General features: G+C 46.6%; 19 protein-coding genes. 8 read left to right on the forward strand and 11 right to left on the reverse strand.

What is annotated here, in order from left to right; translation table 11 throughout:
• Window positions 1–7: 7 nt before the first annotated feature.
• The 4 genes from pntB to MTO69_RS14180 all read right to left on the reverse strand — a co-directional run bounded on the left by pntB (window position 8) and on the right by MTO69_RS14180 (window position 3,907).
• Window positions 8–1,384 carry a Re/Si-specific NAD(P)(+) transhydrogenase subunit beta gene (gene pntB / locus MTO69_RS14165; protein ID WP_248335050.1) on the reverse strand — a complete coding sequence of 459 codons (1,377 nt, stop codon included), beginning with the start codon at window positions 1,382–1,384 and terminating at the stop codon, window positions 8–10.
• Between the two features lie 13 nt (window positions 1,385–1,397).
• Complete coding sequence (locus tag MTO69_RS14170) at window positions 1,398–2,948, reverse strand: Re/Si-specific NAD(P)(+) transhydrogenase subunit alpha (RefSeq protein ID WP_248335051.1); 1,551 nt, start codon at window positions 2,946–2,948, stop codon at window positions 1,398–1,400.
• Between the two features lie 298 nt (window positions 2,949–3,246).
• Window positions 3,247–3,525 (reverse strand): HlyU family transcriptional regulator, encoded by a 279-nt coding sequence (locus MTO69_RS14175; RefSeq protein WP_248335052.1) that lies wholly within the window; start codon window positions 3,523–3,525, stop codon window positions 3,247–3,249.
• A 16-nt stretch (window positions 3,526–3,541) separates the two neighbouring features.
• Window positions 3,542–3,907 carry a late competence development ComFB family protein gene (locus MTO69_RS14180; RefSeq protein WP_248335053.1) on the reverse strand — a complete coding sequence of 122 codons (366 nt, stop codon included), beginning with the start codon at window positions 3,905–3,907 and terminating at the stop codon, window positions 3,542–3,544.
• 236 nt (window positions 3,908–4,143) lie between these two features.
• Here MTO69_RS14180 and MTO69_RS14185 point away from each other — a divergent pair, with 236 nt between their 5' ends.
• Entirely contained in the window at window positions 4,144–5,379 is a 1,236-nt protein-coding gene (locus MTO69_RS14185) for a GGDEF domain-containing protein (protein ID WP_248335054.1), read from the forward strand.
• Window position 5,380: 1 nt separating this feature from the next.
• Here MTO69_RS14185 and MTO69_RS14190 read toward each other — a convergent pair whose 3' ends face one another.
• Both MTO69_RS14190 and MTO69_RS14195 read right to left on the reverse strand, forming a co-directional pair.
• Window positions 5,381–6,364 (reverse strand): Solitary outer membrane autotransporter beta-barrel domain, encoded by a 984-nt coding sequence (locus MTO69_RS14190; RefSeq protein ID WP_248335055.1) that lies wholly within the window; start codon window positions 6,362–6,364, stop codon window positions 5,381–5,383.
• Window positions 6,365–6,438: 74 nt separating this feature from the next.
• Window positions 6,439–7,371 (reverse strand): GGDEF domain-containing response regulator, encoded by a 933-nt coding sequence (locus tag MTO69_RS14195; protein WP_248335056.1) that lies wholly within the window; start codon window positions 7,369–7,371, stop codon window positions 6,439–6,441.
• Window positions 7,372–7,586: 215 nt separating this feature from the next.
• On the opposite strand from MTO69_RS14195, the gene MTO69_RS14200 reads away from it, so the two are divergent.
• On the forward strand, window positions 7,587–8,024 hold the full coding sequence (locus tag MTO69_RS14200) for a DUF3069 domain-containing protein (protein WP_248335057.1): 438 nt from the start codon (window positions 7,587–7,589) through the stop codon (window positions 8,022–8,024).
• A gap of 47 nt (window positions 8,025–8,071) precedes the next feature.
• Here MTO69_RS14200 and modC read toward each other — a convergent pair whose 3' ends face one another.
• Genes modC through MTO69_RS14220 form a run of 4 tightly spaced genes read right to left on the reverse strand, consistent with a single transcriptional unit; the run spans window position 8,072 to window position 12,096 of the window.
• Window positions 8,072–9,175, reverse strand: coding sequence for a molybdenum ABC transporter ATP-binding protein ModC (modC, locus tag MTO69_RS14205; protein WP_248335058.1), 1,104 nt, complete (start codon window positions 9,173–9,175; stop codon window positions 8,072–8,074).
• Entirely contained in the window at window positions 9,168–9,863 is a 696-nt protein-coding gene (gene modB / locus MTO69_RS14210) for a molybdate ABC transporter permease subunit (RefSeq protein ID WP_248335059.1), read from the reverse strand. The genes modC and modB overlap by 8 nt, the downstream gene beginning before the upstream one ends.
• Window positions 9,863–10,654 (reverse strand): molybdate ABC transporter substrate-binding protein, encoded by a 792-nt coding sequence (gene modA, locus MTO69_RS14215; RefSeq protein WP_248335060.1) that lies wholly within the window; start codon window positions 10,652–10,654, stop codon window positions 9,863–9,865. The genes modB and modA overlap by 1 nt, the downstream gene beginning before the upstream one ends.
• Window positions 10,642–12,096 (reverse strand): cobyric acid synthase, encoded by a 1,455-nt coding sequence (locus tag MTO69_RS14220; protein ID WP_248335061.1) that lies wholly within the window; start codon window positions 12,094–12,096, stop codon window positions 10,642–10,644. Before MTO69_RS14220 ends, modA begins: the two co-directional genes overlap by 13 nt.
• A gap of 160 nt (window positions 12,097–12,256) precedes the next feature.
• Between MTO69_RS14220 and MTO69_RS14225 the strand changes: the two genes are divergently transcribed.
• Complete coding sequence (locus MTO69_RS14225; RefSeq protein WP_248335062.1) at window positions 12,257–12,625, forward strand: YgiW/YdeI family stress tolerance OB fold protein; 369 nt, start codon at window positions 12,257–12,259, stop codon at window positions 12,623–12,625.
• 94 nt (window positions 12,626–12,719) lie between these two features.
• On the forward strand, window positions 12,720–13,238 hold the full coding sequence (locus tag MTO69_RS14230; protein WP_248335063.1) for a hypothetical protein: 519 nt from the start codon (window positions 12,720–12,722) through the stop codon (window positions 13,236–13,238).
• 39 nt (window positions 13,239–13,277) lie between these two features.
• On the opposite strand, the gene cra is transcribed toward MTO69_RS14230, so the two are convergent.
• A complete protein-coding gene (gene cra / locus MTO69_RS14235) occupies window positions 13,278–14,258 on the reverse strand; it encodes a catabolite repressor/activator (RefSeq protein ID WP_248335064.1) in 981 nt (326 codons plus the stop codon).
• A 347-nt stretch (window positions 14,259–14,605) separates the two neighbouring features.
• Here cra and fruB point away from each other — a divergent pair, with 347 nt between their 5' ends.
• From fruB to MTO69_RS14255, 4 genes are all read left to right on the forward strand, one after another.
• On the forward strand, window positions 14,606–15,742 hold the full coding sequence (gene fruB / locus MTO69_RS14240) for a fused PTS fructose transporter subunit IIA/HPr protein (RefSeq protein ID WP_248335065.1): 1,137 nt from the start codon (window positions 14,606–14,608) through the stop codon (window positions 15,740–15,742).
• Window positions 15,743–15,751: 9 nt separating this feature from the next.
• Window positions 15,752–16,726 (forward strand): 1-phosphofructokinase, encoded by a 975-nt coding sequence (gene pfkB, locus MTO69_RS14245; RefSeq protein ID WP_248335066.1) that lies wholly within the window; start codon window positions 15,752–15,754, stop codon window positions 16,724–16,726.
• Window positions 16,727–16,745: 19 nt separating this feature from the next.
• A complete protein-coding gene (gene fruA / locus MTO69_RS14250; protein WP_248335067.1) occupies window positions 16,746–18,476 on the forward strand; it encodes a PTS fructose transporter subunit IIBC in 1,731 nt (576 codons plus the stop codon).
• A gap of 198 nt (window positions 18,477–18,674) precedes the next feature.
• The gene (locus MTO69_RS14255) at window positions 18,675–20,576 is read left to right on the forward strand and encodes a sensor domain-containing diguanylate cyclase (protein WP_248335629.1); all 1,902 of its coding nucleotides are present in this window, start codon (window positions 18,675–18,677) and stop codon (window positions 20,574–20,576) included.
• Window positions 20,577–20,624: the final 48 nt, after the last annotated feature.

Raw genomic sequence — 20,624 nt, forward strand, 5'->3', positions numbered from 1 at the left:
TTACTGACTAAAGAGCGCGTGAAATGGCATCAACACTCTCTTTCGCATCACCAAATAGCATCTGAGTATTCTCTTTAAAGAACAGTGGGTTTTGCACACCAGCATAACCTGTGTTCATTGAACGTTTAAACACAATTACATTTTGTGCATTCCATACTTCCAGCACAGGCATGCCGGCGATTGGACTGTTTGGATCTTCTAACGCCGCAGGGTTAACCGTGTCGTTCGCACCAATGACGAGTACCGTATCTGTCTCTGGGAAATCGTCGTTGATTTCGTCCATCTCTAACACAATATCGTATGGCACTTTAGCTTCTGCAAGCAATACGTTCATGTGACCAGGAAGACGACCGGCAACCGGGTGAATACCAAATCGCACCTCAACACCTTGAGCACGAAGCTTCTCTGTAATTTCATGTACTGGGTATTGCGCTTGAGCTACCGCCATACCATACCCTGGAGTGATGATGACAGACTTGGAGTTTTTCAGCATCTCTGCCACATCTTCTGCTGTCGTTTCACGGTGTTCACCCTGCTCTTCATCACTAGAAATCACAACTTCTTGGCCGAAGCCACCTGCAATAACACTGATGAACGAACGGTTCATTGCTTTACACATGATGTAAGACAGAATCGCACCCGAGGAACCCACCAGCGCACCGGTCACAATCAGTAGATCGTTAGCAAGCATGAAACCTGCCGCCGCCGCGGCCCAACCTGAGTAAGAGTTAAGCATAGATACAACCACTGGCATATCAGCGCCACCAATCGATGCTACTAGGTGATAACCGAATGCGAACGCGATAAGTGTCATCACTATCAATGCGAACATACTGCCGTCAACATTAACAAAGTGAAGCATCAATAGTGTTGATACAACAATCGCTGCTAAGTTCATCTTGTGCTTGTGTGGCAGATTCAGTGGTGAAGAAGAGATGATTCCGCGTAGCTTACCAAACGCAACCACCGAACCAGTAAAGGTAACCGCACCGATGAATACACCTAAGAATACTTCTACTAAGTGAATAACATGCTCAGCATGGGTCGCGGCTTCAGGTGAGTCGATGTAGCTGTTGTAACCAACCAATACGGCTGCCATACCCACGAAGCTGTGTAAAATAGCCACCAGCTCAGGCATTTCGGTCATTTCAACTTTCTTCGCATAGTGAATACCGATACCACCACCAATCACCATGGCAATGATGATCCACGTAAAACCTTGTGACTCAGGCCCAAAGATCGTTGCGATCAACGCTATGGTCATACCGGCAATACCATAGTAGTTACCTGACCTAGCTGACTCTTGCTTGGACAAACCTGCCAAGCTCATAATGAAGAATAAAGCAGCAACAATATATGCGGCTTGTACTAATCCTGCAGACATTCCCTGTTACTCCTTAATCTTTACGGAACATTTCAAGCATACGCTTGGTCACGGTGAAACCACCGAAAATATTGATACTCGCGATTAACACCGCAATAAAGGCCAAGACAGAAACGACACCATTTCCCTGCCCGATTTGCAGTAAAGCACCGACGACAATAATGCCCGAGATCGCATTGGTTACAGACATTAGCGGAGTATGAAGGGCATGGGTCACGTTCCAAACAACGTAATAACCCACAACACAAGCAAGTACAAACACAGTAAAGTGAGAAAGGAACGCCGCTGGGGCAACGGATGCTACCCAAGCAAATGCACCCACGCCCGCAGCCAAAGCCGCTATTTTCTTCACAGGTGACGTTGGCTCTTCGATTTTAGGTTCTGGTTTCGCTTTTGGTTGCGCTGGTTTTTGCTCGGGTTGCGCTGAAACTTGAATCGGTGGTGCTGGCCAAGTGACTTCGCCCTCTTTGATTACCGTTACGCCGCGTAGAACAACGTCTTCGAAATCAATGTTGATGTTGCCGTCTTTCTCTTTTGCCAACAGCTTAAGAAGGTTAACGATATTGGTAGCGTACAGCTGAGAAGATTGAGTTGGCAAACGACCGACCATGTCAGTGTAACCGACAATCTTAACGCCATTGTCAGTGGTAATGACTTTGTCGGCGACTGTGTATTCGCAGTTGCCGCCATTTGCTGCCGCCAAGTCAACGATAACACTACCCGCTTTCATGCTATCCACCATTTCTTTGGTGATTAGCTTCGGTGCTGGACGCCCTGGGATAAGGGCAGTGGTAATGATGATGTCAACGTCTTTCGCCTGCTCAGCATATAGCTCAGCGGCTTTCTTGTTAAACTCGTCCGACATTTCTTTGGCGTAGCCATCACCGGAGCCAGACTCTTCTTTGAAATCAACTTCTAAGAACTCTGCGCCCATTGATTGGACTTGCTCTTTGACTTCTGGACGAACGTCGAATGCTCGAACAATCGCGCCCAAGCTACCTGCCGCACCGATGGCAGCAAGACCGGCAACACCTGCACCCGCTACCAGCACTTTAGCCGGCGGAACCTTACCCGCGGCGGTGATTTGTCCGGTAAAGAAGCGACCAAACTCATGCGCGGCTTCAACAACAGCGCGATAACCCGCAATGTTGGCCATCGAGGAAAGAGCGTCTAACGCTTGAGCGCGCGAAATACGCGGCACTGCGTCCATTGCCATAACGTTGATATTTTTACTAGAAAGTTTTTCCATCAACTCAGGGTTTTGTGCAGGCCAAATAAAACTAATTAAGCTTGCCCCATCTTTTAATAAAGCAATCTCATCGTGTTTTTCATCTGATAAAGGCGCATTCACCTTGAGGATAAGATCTGAATTCCAGACTTCTTCAGCGCTGACAATATTTGCCCCTGCAGCGGTAAAGGCAGCGTCATCAAAGCTCGCTAACTCTCCTGCTCCGGTTTCGATATTGACTTCGAAGCCTAATTTTAATAACTGCTCAACCGACTTTGGCGATGCAGCCACTCGCGTTTCGCCCGCAAGTATTTCTTTTGGCACACCAATTTGCATTAGCTATTCCTTGACTATTGGCAACAATGATTGTTCTGTTTTTATCCAACGTATTCCGATACTTCAAGCATTTTGTAACAAAAACACAAAATATCATTACATATAACCTTTGGTAATCGATTATTGTGCTTTCGATTTCGTTACCCAACAACACTCTTTTCAATGAACAGAGGTCTAACCAGTATAGATAAAATTGCGAAAAAACAAGAGATTATGTTGCGTCCAAAATAAAAAAAGAGCCATCAGCATAGCGGCTAATGGCTCTCAAAATTATGATGTTTGTCAATTTGAACCGGATCTATTGAAAAATGTTATCACCCATTTGGTCAATAAACATTTGCGCTTTTTTAAGCATGAATTCGTTGGCGTCACTTTCCGTGGCTAGCACATCGGAACGAATAAAGCGGTGACTCTTGGTTTCATCACCAAATTGCTTGGTAATCCGTCCCGCAATTCGAAATTGCCCGCCTTCCGCTAACGCTTCTTGGTAAATTAAGTATCCCTTATATTCAACGGGTTCGACTGGTGGCGCCTCTTGAATCTTGGAGCCACCAAACAAGCGAGAAAAAAGTCCCACGCACTACTCCTAGTATTTATTTGGTTTTCTGCAGAATCGGTCTCTCGAACCATTCCAGTTCAACGTCGTCATCAAAAGCCTGACGGCTAAATACAACCGGCACATCATCTTTGCGGTTTTTGCGTCGGTCGTCAACGATCATTGTCTTGGCCGCTTCTATGGCGGTGACTGCGTATTCTTTTAAGGTAACCAATCGCTCTTCAGGCAGTGCTGATAGAAAATCGATATCATAACGAATGTAAACAGGCCTTAACTGACTCAGTGCCAAGCAGGCGAGATCAGCCAATTGTTCATTGTCGAAGTTGTCAGTGTACTCGGGTTTAGCCAACTCTTGGCCAACCAAGGTTTCCATGTAGTTGTGTACGTCTACGCTTATCTGCATGCTCACCAGCTCCCTTAGTGACTTATATAGTACAGTATCATTGGTTCGCCACTATTGATTGTGTTTACTCTAGCAACCAATGGCACAACACCGAATGCGGTTTCGTCCATTTTTGCACGTTAACTACCCATCTTGGCAATTTTCACTCTTAAGTTTAGTAAAAAGCTTGGAAATTCATCAAATAAAAGTATTCTTAACGAGCTATCAATCAATGAATTTGTTTTAGGCTAGGTTAAATGTCGTTTTCGCTCGTCACCACAAATTGGTTTCGCTTGTCGCTACCATTACTTCTTATGACGTTTGTAGCGCTAGGTATCGACAAGGTCATTCAATTGACACGAGCTAACTTAGATATACTCACCAACCTGCCTCTGGTGTTACTATCAGTGGCGATTGTCTTGGGTCATGTATTCAAACAAAGCCGGATTGCTATGGTTTCATGTGCGATGATGCTGGCGTACTGGATTATTCAGACTCGATTGCAAAGCCCGTTATCCTCTGGCACCACCATACTCGAACTCTCTTTACTGGCAGGGTTACTGCCTGTTGCTTTGGTTCTAGTGTATAGCTTTAGAAACGCTAACTTGCTGTCACGCGGGTTCGCGCTTTACTGCGTGATCTTGGCAATGTTAATCGGCTGGTCTTATCTAACACTCACGTACTTCTATGATGGCGGGTTTGAAAATATTAACGAGACGTTTCTTTATGTGATTCCTCAAGTCTCCAAGTTGCCGTTTATTCTTGCTCTCTATACCTTTGCCATGGTGTTGTTACTCGCGATATGTGTGTTAAGTCAAAACCGCATAATTGATACTGTGGTGTATACCGCAGTGTTATTGTCCTCCACGACCTTTATCTTCTTTGATACTACCTATATCTCCAGCACATTATTTTCCTTGGCCGGGATCTTGTTGTTGGTTCAGTTATTATCAGCCAGCTATGAGTTGGCATTTATGGATACATTAACTGAAATACCTGGACGCCTCGCACTCGAGTCTGACATGCGTCACTTGGGAAGGCGCTACACCATCGCCATGCTCGATATCGACCACTTTAAGTCTTTTAACGATACCTATGGTCATGATACTGGTGATGATGTTTTAAAATTAGTCGCAGCCAAACTCAAACAAGTTGGCGGTAAAGCCAAGGTTTATCGCTACGGTGGAGAAGAATTTACCGTTTTGTTTAAAGGGAAAAATGCCGAGCAAGCGCATGAACACCTTGAGCAGCTCCGACAATCGATCGAGAGCTATGAAATGGTCATTCGCGACCATCAAAAACGGCCGAAGGATGACAAACAAGGCAGTAAGACCCGTGGCAGCAAAAAAACCAGTGACAGCGTCACTATCACCATCAGTATTGGTGTCGCCGACAGCAGTGACTCCAACAAAGTTTCAGAAGTAATAAAAACGGCAGATGGCGCGCTTTACAAAGCCAAAAAGGCCGGGCGAAATCGAGTCTGCATGGCGTAAATCAGTCCGTCTGATTGAAAAACAGTACAATGCTCCCCCCTTTTAAACTGCTGCCATAGTTAAGGTTTAAGCCTATACCGACATTATCTATCCAATCGGATTTAAAAGGCGGTGTCATTAACCAACCAAGCGATCCCTCATAATAGTAGCTAGTGCCCAGTGGGTTGCGAATATCTGCGCCGACGTCGATTCGTCGAAAACTCGTGTATACCGTTTGGATTGACCGTTCGATTTGCGTTAGATCGTAATAGAGATTAATCCCGTTGGCTAAGTACCAACCCTCTGGATTGCCGACTTCTCCGTAGTTTGCGTCGCCAAATCCATAACCATAAAAATAATTGATTGAAGAAGTGTAGTTCCAACTCCCCCAGTCAGTTCCATGGTAATATTTGAGCTTTAAATGTGGGTTCGCTGTTACTGCCCATGCATCGGTGTTAAACAGTACATCGTCGAGAAAGGGTTTAATATACTGACGTGAGAAGTCACTTTTGTAATCATGGCGGTTAGAGTAGTACTGTAGGTGCAACCCTATTCCGGGTGTCAAAGTCCAACTTTTGTCGAGCTGCATATTATAGCGGTAGGCAGTAAAGCCACCAACAATATATTCCTCTTGATAGTCTTTGCTGTCTTGACGTCTAATCTGATAATCACGTCTCGATGCAAATATCGAAAAACGGGTAAACAACTGATGTTCAGCTTGGTCGTCTAACTCGAATGTCATAGGAATAGTAGTTACAGCGATCTGTTGGCGTAACGACAGAGACTGCTCAGAGCCAATTTCCTCATTGTTGAGATTGAACCATTCATTGGGATCAAAATCTTTAATTCCAACCGTAAACACATCACTGTCAGTCAAAAGCAATGACGCTGCGAACGATTGCTCCATGTACTTTTGCAACACTGGATAGCCATTAGCGAGTCCGATTGATGGTGCAGCGACGAGCAAAACTGCCACCGCTAAAGGGGCTTTTTTGGTGTTTCGCATTGATAAGGTCAACCTGGTTAATATCGATTCAACAAGTTGAATTTATTTCAATTATTATACACTATGCAACTGTTTTAGATTTGGTTGACAAATTGGTCTCTGCCATTTGCCTTTGCTCGATACAAACGTTCGTCTGCTTGTTTATAAAGCGAGTCAATGTTTTCGTGCCCAGTCGGCTGTAACGTCAACACACCCTGTGACACCGTCACTACCTGAGACACATCACTGTATTGATGAGGTATCGCCGTCTTAGCAAGAGCCGACTTGATCCGCTGCGCATCTTGAAGCGCTTTGTCGCCATCGGTATGACCAAGGAGAACGACGAACTCTTCGCCGCCATAACGCCCAACCACTTCTCCACTTCGGACAAACAACTGGCTTAAACATTTCGCGATATTAATTAGGCACTTATCACCTTCAAGATGACCGTAATTGTCGTTGTAGAGTTTAAAACGATCAACATCGAGCAAGATAATACTAAGCGGCAATTGGTGTCGACCATGTAGAGCGATCATTTCTTCAAGCTTTTCATCAACGTATCGACGGTTCTTCACCTTAGTTAGGCCATCTTCTTGAGCCAATTTTTCTAGCTTAGCGTTAACTCTGGCGAGTTCAGCAGATTTTTGTTTGAGTTCACGACGCATAAAGGCTATTCGCTGCATCGCAATAAGCTTAGAGTTCAGAACCAACTTATCAACAGGTTTAATCAAATAGTCGTCGCCGCCTGCCTCAATCGCGGTTGCGATCATGCTAGGTTCATCATGACCACTTAAAAAGATGATCGGTACCCAGTCTGGAAAGCGAGAGCGAATTTTGCGTGAGACCTCGAAGCCATCCATGTCAGGCATGGTAACATCAAGCAAGATCAAATCTGGCTCGAACTCTGGGTACAGCTCTAATGCCCTTAAACCAGACTCTGCCATCTCGACCGAATGACCGAGCTGTTTAAGTCTAATAGCGAGTTGAATGCGTTCCATTTGAACGTCGTCAACCAGCAAAATTTTCATTGATGAACCGGTCACTTCCACGCAATTACTACCCTACACTTAAGAGAATGCCAAAGGTAACAGTGGCTAGTAAATTGATTTTCAAAAACAAAAATCGACACTAGCACTAGTGGAAAGCATACTCTACCTCTTGCTAATCATCCAACGATGGTTGACTTTTAGCGCTTTTTTTTTACGATAGCGCCGATACATACACATTTTAAGAGAATTATGACATGTCTGATGTTAATCCAGCAGAGCAACCGAAAGTCGACTTAGCAGAGGTTTCAGCCGAGCTTCGCCAGGTAATTGAGTTTGATGAAGTTCCAGAAGCAATGCACTACATGGTGACCTCGATCCACGAGGTGTCTGAAGAAGCGGTTCGCGAAGCTTGGAATGAGTTACCTAACAGTGCGCAAAACGTATTAGACAACTTTGAGCAGTTTCACGCGCTCATTTCTGTTAGTCAGGCATTCGCAGGGTTGAATGTAATGGAAGAGTTTCCTAGCCTCGACCTCCCGAAAGAGATGTCAGATCAAGACAAAGAAGAGTATCGAGCGCAACTGCTCGATCAAGTTCTGCACAACTGTGTAAAAGACATGGTTAAACAGATTAAAAAAGCACGTCGCGATCCTATCCTAAAACGGGATTTCACAGACGTATTCGCTAAGTAATATATCAAACGCCGCTATTGCGGCGTTTTTATTTGTGTTTACTCGCGTCAGTTCACCACCATATCTCGTTGAGTTACACTGACCCCCTTAATTTGGGCAAACACTGGCACCCCTTTCTCAAGCTTTAACTCGTCACGTGCCCATGCAGTAATCGTCGCATTGAGATAGCAATTAGTAGCCAACTCGATTTTTACTTCAATGCTTTGTCGGTCGTGCCCGTGAGTATGTAGCGCTATCTCAGAGATTGTGCCGGGAAGCACATTGCGTATTGAGGTACGCTTGGGGCTATCAAGAGCCACAGACACATCGTTCGCTCTCACTTGCAAACGAACAGATTGGCCAATCTCTCCGTCAATTTTTTGTACCCACAAAGACACCTGCGGAGCGAGTTCAACTTGCGACAAGGCGTACGCCTCATTGTGTCCAACTAATCTCGCCTCAAACAACGAGCTTTGCTCTGAAAAACTTTGCCAAGGTTTCATCGCCTGAGACGCCCATACTTGCTCTATGGGGCCGGCAGTCATCACTCGACCTGAGTCGAGAATCACTAACTGATTAGCGAGACGAAGCACTTCATTCAAGCTATGAGAGACGTAAAGAATTGGGATTTGTACACATCTAGCCAGTTGCTCCAAGAAAGGTAACACTTCACGTTTTCTTGGCAGGTCCAGTGATGCGAGTGGCTCATCCATGAGTAACAGACGCGGTTTTGACAACAGAGCGCGCCCGATCGCAACGCGTTGCTTTTCACCTCCAGAGAGTTGATTAGGATAGCGTTGCAGCAATGGTTTAAGCGCAAGCAACTCAACGATCTGGTCGAAGTGTTGTACATCAATCTTTTTGACACCATACAGTAGGTTTTTCTTCACTTTGTAATGGGGAAATAGTCGCGCATTTTGAAACACATAACCAATCTCTCTTCGATGAGTGGGTACATCGATCTTTCGATGAGAATCAAATAGCACCTGTTCACCAACTTTGATCACCCCGTTGCTGGGCGTGGTCAATCCCGCTATGGCGTTGATCAAAGAGGACTTTCCCGACCCGGAACGGCCAAAAATAGCGGTAATTCCCTGTGCAGGCAGGCTAAGATCGATAGCAAAATCCATACTACCCAAACGTTGATGATATTGGACAATAAGATCACTCATCACCGGCTCCTAGTCGCTTTGCACTCGTGCGAGCAAGCCATTCCGATGCCATTAATGAACCCAACGCGATCACTATTGAGATCACACATAATCGCATAGCTTGAGCTTCAGCGCCCGGCGTTTCGATAAAGTTGTACATCGCTAATGGAATGGTTTGGGTTTCACCAGGAATATTGGAAACAAAACTGATGGTTGCGCCAAACTCGCCAAGACTTCTAGCGAAGGAGAGCATACTTCCGGTAATGATTCCTGGTAAGGTCAACGGTAAAGTGATGGTAAAAAAGACTTTAAGTGGCGATGCCCCTAAGGTGGCGGCGGCTTGCTCAAGCTGAGTATCAACATTCTCAAGACTTAATCGAATGGAGCGAACCATTAAAGGTAGTGCGACCACAATGCAAGCTAATACTGCACCTTTCCAACTGAACGAGAATACCACTCCAAAGTGTTGATAGAGCCAAGCGCCAATCCAACCCTGACGTCCCATCGAGATGAGTAACAGGTAACCAATCACCACTGGCGGCAACACTAACGGGAGATGCACCAGGCTATCAAGTAGGTTCTTTGCGAAAAACTGTTTGCGCGCGAGAATCCACGCGAGCCCGACTCCAATTGGGATCAGCCACACTAAAGCATAGGCTGCTACCTTGAGGCTCAAGGTTAAGGCTTGATACTCGTACTCAGAAAGCATTACCTTGGCTCCTTAGCTGGCAAAAATCCATACTGCGATAATATCGCTTGGCCATGAACGCCAGTAACAAAGTCAGCGAACAAAACGCTCGTAGAGTGATCGGTCAAGCGAATCATAGGATAAACAATCGGCTGATGACTTTCATCGGGCAATTCGGCGACAACCACGAGTTCTGGACTTTGATGTACATCGGTTTGATACACAATCCCAATGGGTACCTCTTCTCTCTCAATCAAAGTGAGCGCAACCCTAACATTATTAGTTGGCGCCAATTTCGAATTGACACTATTCCATACATCCAGAGATTGCAGCGATTGCCGCGCATAGATACCTGCGGGTACAGCATTCGGCTCAGCGATCGCCAGCCGTTGTCCATCCGATAAAATAGTGAGCCAATCTTGTAGCTGGGTTATATCGAGTTTTAAACCTTGCTGCTTACTCGCGACGACAAGTTTATTTGAAGCAACATTAGTGACAGCGTCACTGTTTACAACTTGCTGACGTATAAGGTGGTCGACCCACTTGGTATTGGCGGCGATATAGATATCCGCAGGAGCACCATGCTCAATTTGACGCGCCAGTGACGACGTTGCGCCAAACACGGTCGTGACATCCACCTCATACTGCTGTTTGAACTCTTCAACCAGACTAGTCACGGCGTTGGTCATGGATGATGCAGCGTAGATGCGCAATGTTTCTGCAGCGCTTGGTGACGCACAAAGTAACGACAACAAAGCGCAAATGTACGTTCTAAAAGCAACATGATGAAGAACTTGAGTTATTGTGGCCATAGTTTGTTTAAATCTAGATGCTGTTCGATGGCGTCGGCAATTCGATCAATTGCCTGTTGCTGGTTTTGCTGGTGATTAACTTCGGCAATCTGCTCGATACCGCACCAGTTTGCGAGCGCAGTCACGGCATCTGAACTATCAAATATACCATGCAAATAGGTACCAAATACCTGACCGCAATCGCTTATTGCCCCATCCTTTTTACTTGTATCAAGTAACACAGGTTGCGCAGCCGAAACTTTGCTCACCCCTGCGTGTATCTCATAGCCGCTTACGGAGACCGTTGTTGCTCCTAAGGTTAGTTCGCCGGTGACATTCGTCAGTAGCTTTTCACTCGCCAATGTTGTTTCAATCTCGAGCAAGCCTAAGCCAGGACTCGATCCTGCGCTACTTTCAATCCCGAGAGGATCGTGTATCCAGTTACCCAACATTTGATAACCGCCACAGATCCCAACCACTTTTCCGCCATAGCGTAGATGGCGCAGTAGTTGCTCGTCCCAACCTTGACTACGCAAATAATCCAGATCGCTGCGAACAGATTTAGAACCGGGCAATATAATCAGATCTGCGCCAGCTAAGGTCTCGCCTTGACCGACATAAACTAAGTTAATATCGGGATTACAACGAAGCGTGTCGAAATCGGTATGATTGCTGATGCGTGGAAATACCGGAACTTTAACAGTTAGCTTGGTGTTGTCAGCCGTTATCTGTTGGGCGTTGATCGCATCTTCGGCCTCAAGATCAAAACCATGCAAATAGGGCAACACCCCAATCACTGGCTTACCTGTTTTTTTCTCCAGCCAATCTAATCCCGACTGAAGCAGCCCGATATCGCCGCGAAACCGATTGATCACAAACCCTTTCACCCGTTGCTGCTCTGTCTCAGACAGCAAAGCTAATGTGCCATACAAGTGGGCAAAGACACCGCCACGATCAATATCCGCAACCATAATCACGGGAACATCAGCTTGTTCAGCAAAGCCCATATTCGCGATGTCATTTTCACGCAAATTAATTTCAGCCGGACTCCCTGCCCCTTCAATCAAAATACAATCGTACTCAGACTGTAAACGTTTGAACGAGTCCATCACTACTGGCATCGCTACCTGTTTGTAGCTTTGATAGCCAATGGCATCGACCGTGGTCGTCGCCTTGCCTTGAAAGATCACTTGCGCCGCCATGTCACTGTTTGGTTTAAGCAATACAGGGTTCATATGGACACTGGCAGTGACGTTGGCTGCCATAGCTTGTACCGCTTGAGCGCGACCTATTTCGCCCCCGTCTGATGTCACTGCACTATTTAAGGCCATGTTTTGCGGCTTAAATGGGGCAACATTGACCCCCTTGCGAGCTAATACCCGGCACAACCCTGCCACCAGAACGCTCTTGCCCGCATCCGACGTCGTTCCTTGAACCATTAAAGCTTTATTGGTCGCTAACATTTGACATGACTTACTTGATAATCGAAACGCCATAATAACGGCTTTTGGCGAAATTTCTCAATAATATGAATTGAATATGAACTTAGTGCTCAGGGGCAATTCAACCAAGCCTTGTTTTAATCGCACTGTTAAACAAACCCACTAACATTAGGAAGGCAGCATGAAAAAGATCGTATTAGCAACTGCATTGAGTTTGATTTTCGCCCCCGCACTGGTGATGGCTAAAGATAATTGTGCTCAACAGATGATTGAATACAAAGGACCAGTAGACACCACCACTGTCGCCTCTTTGCTACAAGACACCAAGGTTTTTGGTGAGCGAGATGTGGCCGTTGAAGGGGTGTTGATACGCCAGATTGCCCACGATACCTTCATCTTCTCCGACGGCAATGATGAAATCGAAGTCGAGTTGGATGATGGAATAGTGCTCAGCAAGCCCCTCGATAACCAAACGCGAGTGCGCTTGTTTGGTGAATATGAAGGCGGCAGTGAACCCGAAATCGAGGTCAAACACATTCAAGTGTTGTAAATAACTGATTTTAAAATCAGATTGCGTTACTATCTGGCTTGCTTATTGCAAGCCATTTTTTTAGTCAATTTTTTGTTGCCAGTCGGAGACCACTTTGAAAAAGATCATCTTGACCAGTGCCCTTGCCCTTTTAGGTTTGAGTGGAAACGCGTTTGCGAACAACTTTAACTATAACTATCTGGAAGTCCGCACCGCTATGGGGCCCGAAACTTTTGGTGCTGAGTTCAGTACTCAATTCACCGAAAACTCACACTTCGTTGTTCGGGCAGATACTCAGTTCGATAAAGATTATGACTTGGCTGGTGGGATTGGCTTTAATGGCCCAATCAACCAATTTGCCGACGTGTATGGCCAGATGCTGATTCACCAAGTCAAATTTAATAAAGAAGCTGGGGGAGAGAGCAAAACCCTAGCCGAAGTAAATATCGGTGGCCGTGTTTGGTTAGCAGAGCAAGTGGAGGTAACTGGCCGCCTAGGTCGGATTGAAAACTCTTCGGTGTTCCACGCGGGTGTGCGCTTTCATTCTACGCAACAGCTTTCCCTCTCCGCAGAAACCCGCAATAACGGTTTATATGGCCCGCAAATGACCATGTCGGTTCGTTTTCAGTACTAGAACTTACATTTAAAATCCCGTCTCAGTACGGGATTTTTGTTAGTTTCGCACAATAATTTTTCTTGGAATGAGTTCGATTCCAGGCTGATAGCGCTTCGCTGTCGCGTTGAGCGCTAACTCCATCGCGCTGTCTGCTATCAGTTCAAATTGCTGTGGTAGAGAATTTATTTTACTCGGCAGGAAGTCGAGTAATCGATTGTCACCAAAGGTGGCGAGTTTTAACTGCGACATCAAGTGGGGTTTCTTGACCAATACATCCAAAATTCCCTCTAGCAGCGTATAGGACGTCGTTACAATAGCGTCGGGAACGCTACCCTCTTCACACCAACGTCCAAACACTTGTTCACCATCTGCACGGTTGAAGTGTTCGCCGTAGCTCACTTTTGTCTCTACTCCTGCACTTGCCGCTGCCGACTTAAACCCCAGTTCCCGCTCTCTTGAAATATTCAGCTCTGGTAGTGCGCCAATCAGGCCGACACTAGTGACGCTTGCGCTCAGCACAGATTTGGTGAGCTCAAAGGCGCCACTGAAATCTTCACTGATCACACAAGAAAAATGCTCATCGTCTAACGGACGGTCGAGCGCCACCACCGGTGTTCCTTTGTTTTGCAACTCGAGATAGTAGTCGCTGGCTTCGGGGATAACGCTGGCGACAAATAGCGCGTCAACTTTGCGACTGATCAACGCATGAACCACCTGCTTTTCAGTATCAGGTTCATCGTCGGAGCAGCCAATCAATATTTGATAACCCGCCGAACGAGAATTCTGTTCAAGCAATTTTGCTAAGCGTGCATAACTGGTGTTCTCTAAGTCTGGAATCACTAGACCAAACGAACGGCTCTGACCCACCCGTAACGTACTTGCGGCCAAATCTGGACGGTAGTTGTGCTCGTTCACTACCGCCATTACTTTACGCTGTGTTTTCTCGCTGATTCGGTATTTTTGCGCTTTACCATTGATCACATAGCTTGCTGTCGTTTTCGACACGCCAGCGAGTTTAGCAATTTCATCCAGTGTCATTTACTCAACCTTTGTTCTGTGCGCCGGATCATAGAACACACCAAATGATCCATGCCGGAGTTGAATTATACGCTGAAACGATTCAGTATAAAAGCTGAATGGATTCAGCAAAAATCTAAACAGTGAGATCAGTCACCAGTTGACCAAGTTTGAACGACTTTTGCTCACTTATGATTGGCATAGTATGTAAACAGGCCAATCAAGATGCTGAATCCAAATAATTTTGCGCTTTTTGCTGAATCGATTCAGTAGCAGATTATGGTTATGAATTTGCTATCACGCAGCAAAAGCTGGGCTTTCAAAGTGAGAGCCAAAATGATTATGAATACTTCAAGCTGGAGAGCACCATGCTTAAAATCAATCAAGGTGATATCACCCTATCGCAATCGGCCGACAACAAGATCGAAGCGATCAAAAATATTGCACAGAGCCTAACCGCTAAGCAGTTGGTTCAGCCCGGTTATGTCCAAGGCATGTTAAACCGCGAACAGCAGAATTCGACATATCTTGGTAATGGTATTGCTATCCCGCACGGTACCACCGATACCCGAGATCAAGTAAACCAAACGGGCATCGCCATTCACCACTTTCCTCAAGGTGTTGACTGGGGAGACGGTCAAACAGCGTATCTTGCGATTGGTATCGCAGCCAAATCCGACGAGCATCTCGGCATTTTGAAGCAGCTAACTAAAGTGCTTGGTGCTGAAGGGGTTGAGCAGCGCATCCGAGAAGCGGCAACTGAAGCGCAAATCATCGCTCTACTCAATGGCGATGTTCAGTTTGATATTGATTTTGACCCAGCGTTGATTCAACTTAACTTCCCTGCCAGTGACATGGTGCAAATGGCAGCAGTGGCTGGCGGCTTGCTGAAAAATACCGGCTGCGTAGACAGCGGTTTTGTTGCCGATCTAGTCACCAAAGAGCCGACGCATTTAGGTCAAGGACTGTGGCTAGTTGGCAGTGAGCAACACGTTCAGCGTACTGGCCTCTCCTTTGTTTCCACCGCCAATGACTGTGAATATCAGCGCAGCAAAGTACGTGCTTTGATTGCTTTCTCTGCGTGTAATAACGCCCACCTCGATACGCTCAAACGCATTACGGAACTGGTGTATCAGCAGCAGCAACATACACTGTTTGACGCCTCTGCCGAACAGTTAATAACCCTTCTAACCGGACGCTCAGCGTCAGCCGTCGATCCCGTTGCCGGGGATAATACTGCGGTGTTTAGGATCAAAAATGCCCATGGATTGCATGCACGCCCGGGCGCGATGCTCGTCGCAGAGGCGAAGAAATTCGAGTCGAGTATTCAGGTCACTAACTTAGACGGTGATGGCAAGTCAGTTAACGCCAAAAGCTTAATGAAAGTGATTGCGCTAGGCGTTAAACATGGCCACCAACTGCAGTTTACTGCGCAAGGACACGATGCTGCTGATGCACTTGAGTCGATTGGCAATGCGATTAATGCAGGCCTCGGTGAAAGCTAAGGAGGCAGTATGAACAAGTTAACCACCAACCGCGTTGTCACTGTCACTCTTAATCCTGCGCTCGATCTCACCGGCAGCTTGGAAGCGATCCAACTCGGCAGTGTCAGCTTGGTAAAACACAGCGACTTACATGCCGCGGGTAAAGGCGTTAATGTGGCCAAAGTTCTCTCAGACTTAGGCGCAGAGGTCACGGTCACAGGCTTTTTGGGCAAAGACAATCCAGAACTGTTCCATCAACTATTTGAACAGATTGGCGCTCAAAATGAGTTTGTCGAAGTAGGCGGCGCGACGCGCATTAACGTCAAGCTTGTTGAGTCTAATGGTCAAGTCACCGACATTAATTTTCCCGGCGTGCAGGTCAATCAAACCGCCATCGCTGAGTTCGAAGCAAGGCTCAATAGACTCGCTCAATCACACGATTACTTCGTGTTCGCCGGCAGCCTACCGCAAGGCGTCTCCCCACAGCAATATGCCAACTGGATCGCTCACCTGCGTCAATTGGGCAAAAAAGTGTTGTTTGATAGTAGTAAAGAGGCGCTCCGTGTTGGGATTGAAGCTAAGCCTTGGCTTATCAAACCCAACGACGAAGAACTTGGTGATCTGCTTGGGCAAACTCTGTCTACACCAGAACAGTGCCAACAGGCAGCCCAGCAGCTAGGTCAGTCAGGTATCGACAATATCGTCGTTTCGATGGGTGCAGATGGCGTGATGTGGCTCAACCAAGGTGAATGGCTGCACGCTCAACCGCCTCGTATGAACGTGGTTAGCACAGTAGGCGCGGGCGATACTCTGGTCGCGGGTTTGTGCTGGGGCCATATGCAGAATCTACAAAAAACTCAATTGCTTAGGCTTGCCACTGCGCTTTCTGCGCTTGCTGTGAGCCAGGTGGGCGTGGGGGTAACCAGTCAACAAGAGCTGGAAAGACTCACGTTTGAAACTCAAGTTGTACAACTTGAACCAGCAAAAAATGATAACGGAAATTAAAGGACAAAGGGTTACCAATATGAATATAGCGATTGTCACTGCCTGCCCGAGTGGTGTGGCGAACAGTATCCTAGCTGCCGGTCTGCTTGAAAAAGCAGCTGCTTCGCTCGGTTGGAATGCCATGATTGAATGTCAGTCATCCGTGGTTGAATCCAATAATCTTACTCAAGATCAAATCGATCACGCTGAAGCGATTGTTATCGCCGCTAACTGCCAGGTCGACACCACGCGCTTTGTCGGCAAAAAGGTCTATCAAGCAAAAATCGACCAATTGGTCTCAGACCCCAATAGCTTCTTGCAACAAGCGGTTCAACAAGCTGTGGTGCTTGAGCAAGCAACCCAAGCTCAAGCACCTGCAACACATGGCGCGAGCAAAAAGATCGTCGCCATCACGGCGTGTCCAACTGGTGTTGCACATACCTTTATGGCAGCAGAAGCACTAGAGGAAGAAGGTAAGCGACGCGGCCATCAAATCAAGGTTGAGACCCGTGGCTCTGTCGGCGCTAAGAATCAACTCACCGAACAAGATATCGCCGAAGCAGACTTAGTGATCATTGCTGCTGATATTGAGGTGCCACTTGAGCGTTTCAACGGCAAGAAGATGTATCGCACCAAAACAGGTCCAGCGCTCAAGAAAACCGCACAAGAGATGGATAACGCTTTTGAGCTCGCATCAGTTTACCAACATACAGGTAATACGAGTTCGGCAACAAGCGATGAAAAGAAAGGTGCATACAAGCACCTTATGACCGGGGTATCTCACATGCTACCTGTGGTCGTGGCCGGCGGTCTCATCATTGCCCTATCGTTTGTGTTTGGTATTGAAGCGTTTAAAGAAGAAGGCACTCTCGCCGCGGCACTGATGACCATAGGTGGTGGTTCTGCGTTTGCGTTGATGATACCGGTTCTGGCTGGTTACATCGCATTCTCGATTGCTGACCGCCCAGGTCTTGCTCCGGGCTTAGTCGGTGGCATGTTGGCCAGTTCGACTGGCGCAGGTTTCCTTGGTGGTATCGCCGCCGGTTTTATTGCCGGTTACGCTGCAAAACTGCTCGCTGAGAAGGTTTCTCTACCTCAGTCTATGGAGGCGCTAAAACCGATATTAATCATACCATTTGTTGCGACCCTGTTTACCGGATTGGTGATGATCTATGTCGTTGGTGGACCAGTGTCTGGCATTATGAACGGTTTGACTGAGTTCCTAAACAACATGGGTTCAGACAGTGCGATTCTGCTGGGTGTATTACTTGGCGCGATGATGTGTTTTGACCTTGGTGGCCCAGTTAACAAAGCCGCCTATGCATTTGGCGTTGGTCTGCTTGCGTCTCAAACTTACGCTCCAATGGCCGCTATTATGGCTGCGGGTATGGTGCCAGCTCTGGGCATGGGACTTGCCACCTTCATCGCTAAAAACAAGTTTGACCAAAGTGAGCGCGAAGCAGGCAAAGCCTCATTCGTTCTTGGCTTGTGCTTTATTTCAGAAGGCGCTATCCCATTTGCCGCTAAAGATCCAATGCGTGTTATCCCTGCATGTATGGCTGGTGGCGCGCTAACGGGTGCTCTGTCTATGCTGTTTGGTGCTAAGTTGATGGCACCTCACGGTGGTCTGTTTGTGCTGCTTATCCCGAATGCGATTACCCCTGTCGTTATGTACTTAGTGGCCATTGCTGCGGGTACGGCGTTGACCGGATTTGGTTACGCGCTACTTAAAAGCAAAGCGGAATCAAAACACGCAGCCGCAACCGCTTAATTAGCCACCTCCCCCGATGATTGGCTTAAGCACCTTCAAATCGAAGGTGCTTTTTTTATTTATTTGTTTATCATCACGCCTTCATTAAATAAAATCAGTTGCTTAAGGCCACAATATTCAACCATGCTCACTGCAAAGGACCCTATGTTCCGTTATATTGGCCGAGAAATTGTCTCCAAGGATGTCGAAGACCTGATAATGAATAAACGCAGTTCAAAACTCATTGTGCAATTCCTCGTTGTCTTTTCAGCGCTGGCGTTTGTTCCCTTCCTATATTTCTATTCTCAGTTCGGTCAGCTTGAGACAAAAACAGAGCAATATGTCGAGCGGCTAAACCGAAACAAACTTGAATATGCGAAAGCAGAGCTGCAAGCTTCCTTATCTAAGGTATCGACATCATTAAACTATCTCTCTAACAATGGCATGCTCAACAAAGCTCTGTCTGAGCCGACCAGAGAGAACATTGATGCCTTGCAAGATTTTTGGATGCTGATTGTTCGCACCCAAGGTTACTACTCTCACCTAAGATTTATCGATGCTCAAGGCATGGAGATCGTGCGAATCAACAGCAAAGAAGGATTTGCTGAAATCGTTGAACCCGATCGATTACAGTATAAAGGTGACCGCAACTACTTTAAGTTTGCTCAAACCCTAACCAATACTGAAGTGGGTGAATTTGGTATCGACCTTGAGTCCGAACATGGGGAAATTACGACGCCGCTGACACCAGCCTACCGCGTCATCTATCCGATTGCGCTCAATGGTCAAAGACTGGGTTATTTTATTGCCAACCTCGACTTGAAGCGGATTTACCGAGGCCTAGCGTATAAGCGCAACAGCGATTACCTGCCCAATATCGTCAATAAAGATGGTTACTACATTATGTCTCCGAATGATCAGGGGATCATGGGACATTTGGTCGCCGCGAACGAAAAGCATAACATTGCCTCTCAATACCCTTTGCTGTGGCAAATGATACAGCAGCAAGAGGCTGGCACTTTTCGCAGTGATAACCAATGGGTGTCATTCACCACCGCCACATTCGACAATATCGATAACATTGATACGCTTACCTTTTTTATCGTAACCGATTTTGCCACCACGCAAGCTTTCACTGATTTAGAGAGTCGTGATCTCTATATTCAGGCCAGCTTTATTTTCATTATCTTATTCCTGCTCACTTTTACCTTTGTTGCCTGGAACCATAACCACGTCAAGAATAGCCTCGACAGTAAAATCGCTCGCGCGGCAATGAATGGCATGTCAGCGGTGGTGATTACCGATCGCAACAACCGCATCATTCAAGTGAATAGTGAGTTCACTCGAGTTAGTGGTTATACCCTTGAGGATGTCAAAGGTAAGCCACCTTCAGTCTTTGCTTCAGGTCGTCACCAACAAGAGTTCTACATGAAAATGTGGAAGGTGCTAGAGGAACGAGGTTTATGGGAAGGCGAAGTGATCAACAAGCGACGCGATGGCTCGCTGATTACCGAGATCCTTAGAATCCAAACGGTGAAAGACAGCCGTGGAACCATACAGTTTTATGTTGCATCGTTTGTTGATATCTCACACCGTAAAGAGCTCGAAGATCGCCTTCGCGAGTTGAGTGAAAAAGATCCCCTCACGTCACTTTGGAATCGCCGCAAATTTGATTCAGAGATGCAAACTCAAGCCTCACGAGTGCGCCGTTACCGCAAACACGAAACCGCCACACTCGGTCTCATTGATATCGACCACTTTAAGCGCATCAATGATAAGTACGGACATGACAAAGGTGATGAAGTGATCAAAGAGGTGGCTCGTTCACTCAAACACCACCTCCGAGAAACTGATGTCGTTGCCCGAATAGGTGGTGAAGAGTTTGCGATCATCATGCCGCACACCGAACTTCGAGAAGCGGAGACCGTTATCAATCGGATTCGCATCGCCATCAACCTTGAGAGCAAGCTAAACATTACCGTCAGCGCTGGATTAACCGAGATGTCTGGATCACCGGAAGAGACCTATAAACGTGCGGACATTGCACTGTATGAGTCCAAGTCAGGTGGTCGCAATCAAGTCTCTACACTTTCTGTAATCGAAGCCGATTCTATTGCTTGATTTTGGTGCGCCTGCACTCTAAGGCGCACCAAAACAAATCAGATTCCC

Origin of the sequence: Vibrio sinaloensis (assembly GCF_023195835.1) — a bacterium.
Taxonomy (GTDB): Bacteria; Pseudomonadota; Gammaproteobacteria; order Enterobacterales; family Vibrionaceae; genus Vibrio; species Vibrio sinaloensis_C.

Bases quoted from the DNA above. Each gene is read 5' to 3' on its own strand.
- pntB (WP_248335050.1), bottom strand. From the start codon at position 1,384: ATGTCTGCAGGATTAGTACAAGCCGCATATATTGTTGCTGCTTTATTC.
- MTO69_RS14170 (WP_248335051.1), bottom strand. From the start codon at position 2,948: ATGCAAATTGGTGTGCCAAAAGAAATACTTGCGGGCGAAACGCGAGTG.
- MTO69_RS14180 (WP_248335053.1), bottom strand. From the start codon at position 3,907: ATGCAGATAAGCGTAGACGTACACAACTACATGGAAACCTTGGTTGGC.
- MTO69_RS14185 (WP_248335054.1), top strand. From the start codon at position 4,144: ATGTCGTTTTCGCTCGTCACCACAAATTGGTTTCGCTTGTCGCTACCA.
- MTO69_RS14190 (WP_248335055.1), bottom strand. From the start codon at position 6,364: ATGCGAAACACCAAAAAAGCCCCTTTAGCGGTGGCAGTTTTGCTCGTC.
- MTO69_RS14195 (WP_248335056.1), bottom strand. From the start codon at position 7,371: ATGAAAATTTTGCTGGTTGACGACGTTCAAATGGAACGCATTCAACTC.
- MTO69_RS14200 (WP_248335057.1), top strand. From the start codon at position 7,587: ATGTCTGATGTTAATCCAGCAGAGCAACCGAAAGTCGACTTAGCAGAG.
- modC (WP_248335058.1), bottom strand. From the start codon at position 9,175: ATGAGTGATCTTATTGTCCAATATCATCAACGTTTGGGTAGTATGGAT.
- modB (WP_248335059.1), bottom strand. From the start codon at position 9,863: ATGCTTTCTGAGTACGAGTATCAAGCCTTAACCTTGAGCCTCAAGGTA.
- modA (WP_248335060.1), bottom strand. From the start codon at position 10,654: ATGGCCACAATAACTCAAGTTCTTCATCATGTTGCTTTTAGAACGTAC.
- MTO69_RS14220 (WP_248335061.1), bottom strand. From the start codon at position 12,096: ATGTTAGCGACCAATAAAGCTTTAATGGTTCAAGGAACGACGTCGGAT.
- MTO69_RS14225 (WP_248335062.1), top strand. From the start codon at position 12,257: ATGAAAAAGATCGTATTAGCAACTGCATTGAGTTTGATTTTCGCCCCC.
- cra (WP_248335064.1), bottom strand. From the start codon at position 14,258: ATGACACTGGATGAAATTGCTAAACTCGCTGGCGTGTCGAAAACGACA.
- fruB (WP_248335065.1), top strand. From the start codon at position 14,606: ATGCTTAAAATCAATCAAGGTGATATCACCCTATCGCAATCGGCCGAC.
- pfkB (WP_248335066.1), top strand. From the start codon at position 15,752: ATGAACAAGTTAACCACCAACCGCGTTGTCACTGTCACTCTTAATCCT.
- fruA (WP_248335067.1), top strand. From the start codon at position 16,746: ATGAATATAGCGATTGTCACTGCCTGCCCGAGTGGTGTGGCGAACAGT.
- MTO69_RS14255 (WP_248335629.1), top strand. From the start codon at position 18,675: ATGAATAAACGCAGTTCAAAACTCATTGTGCAATTCCTCGTTGTCTTT.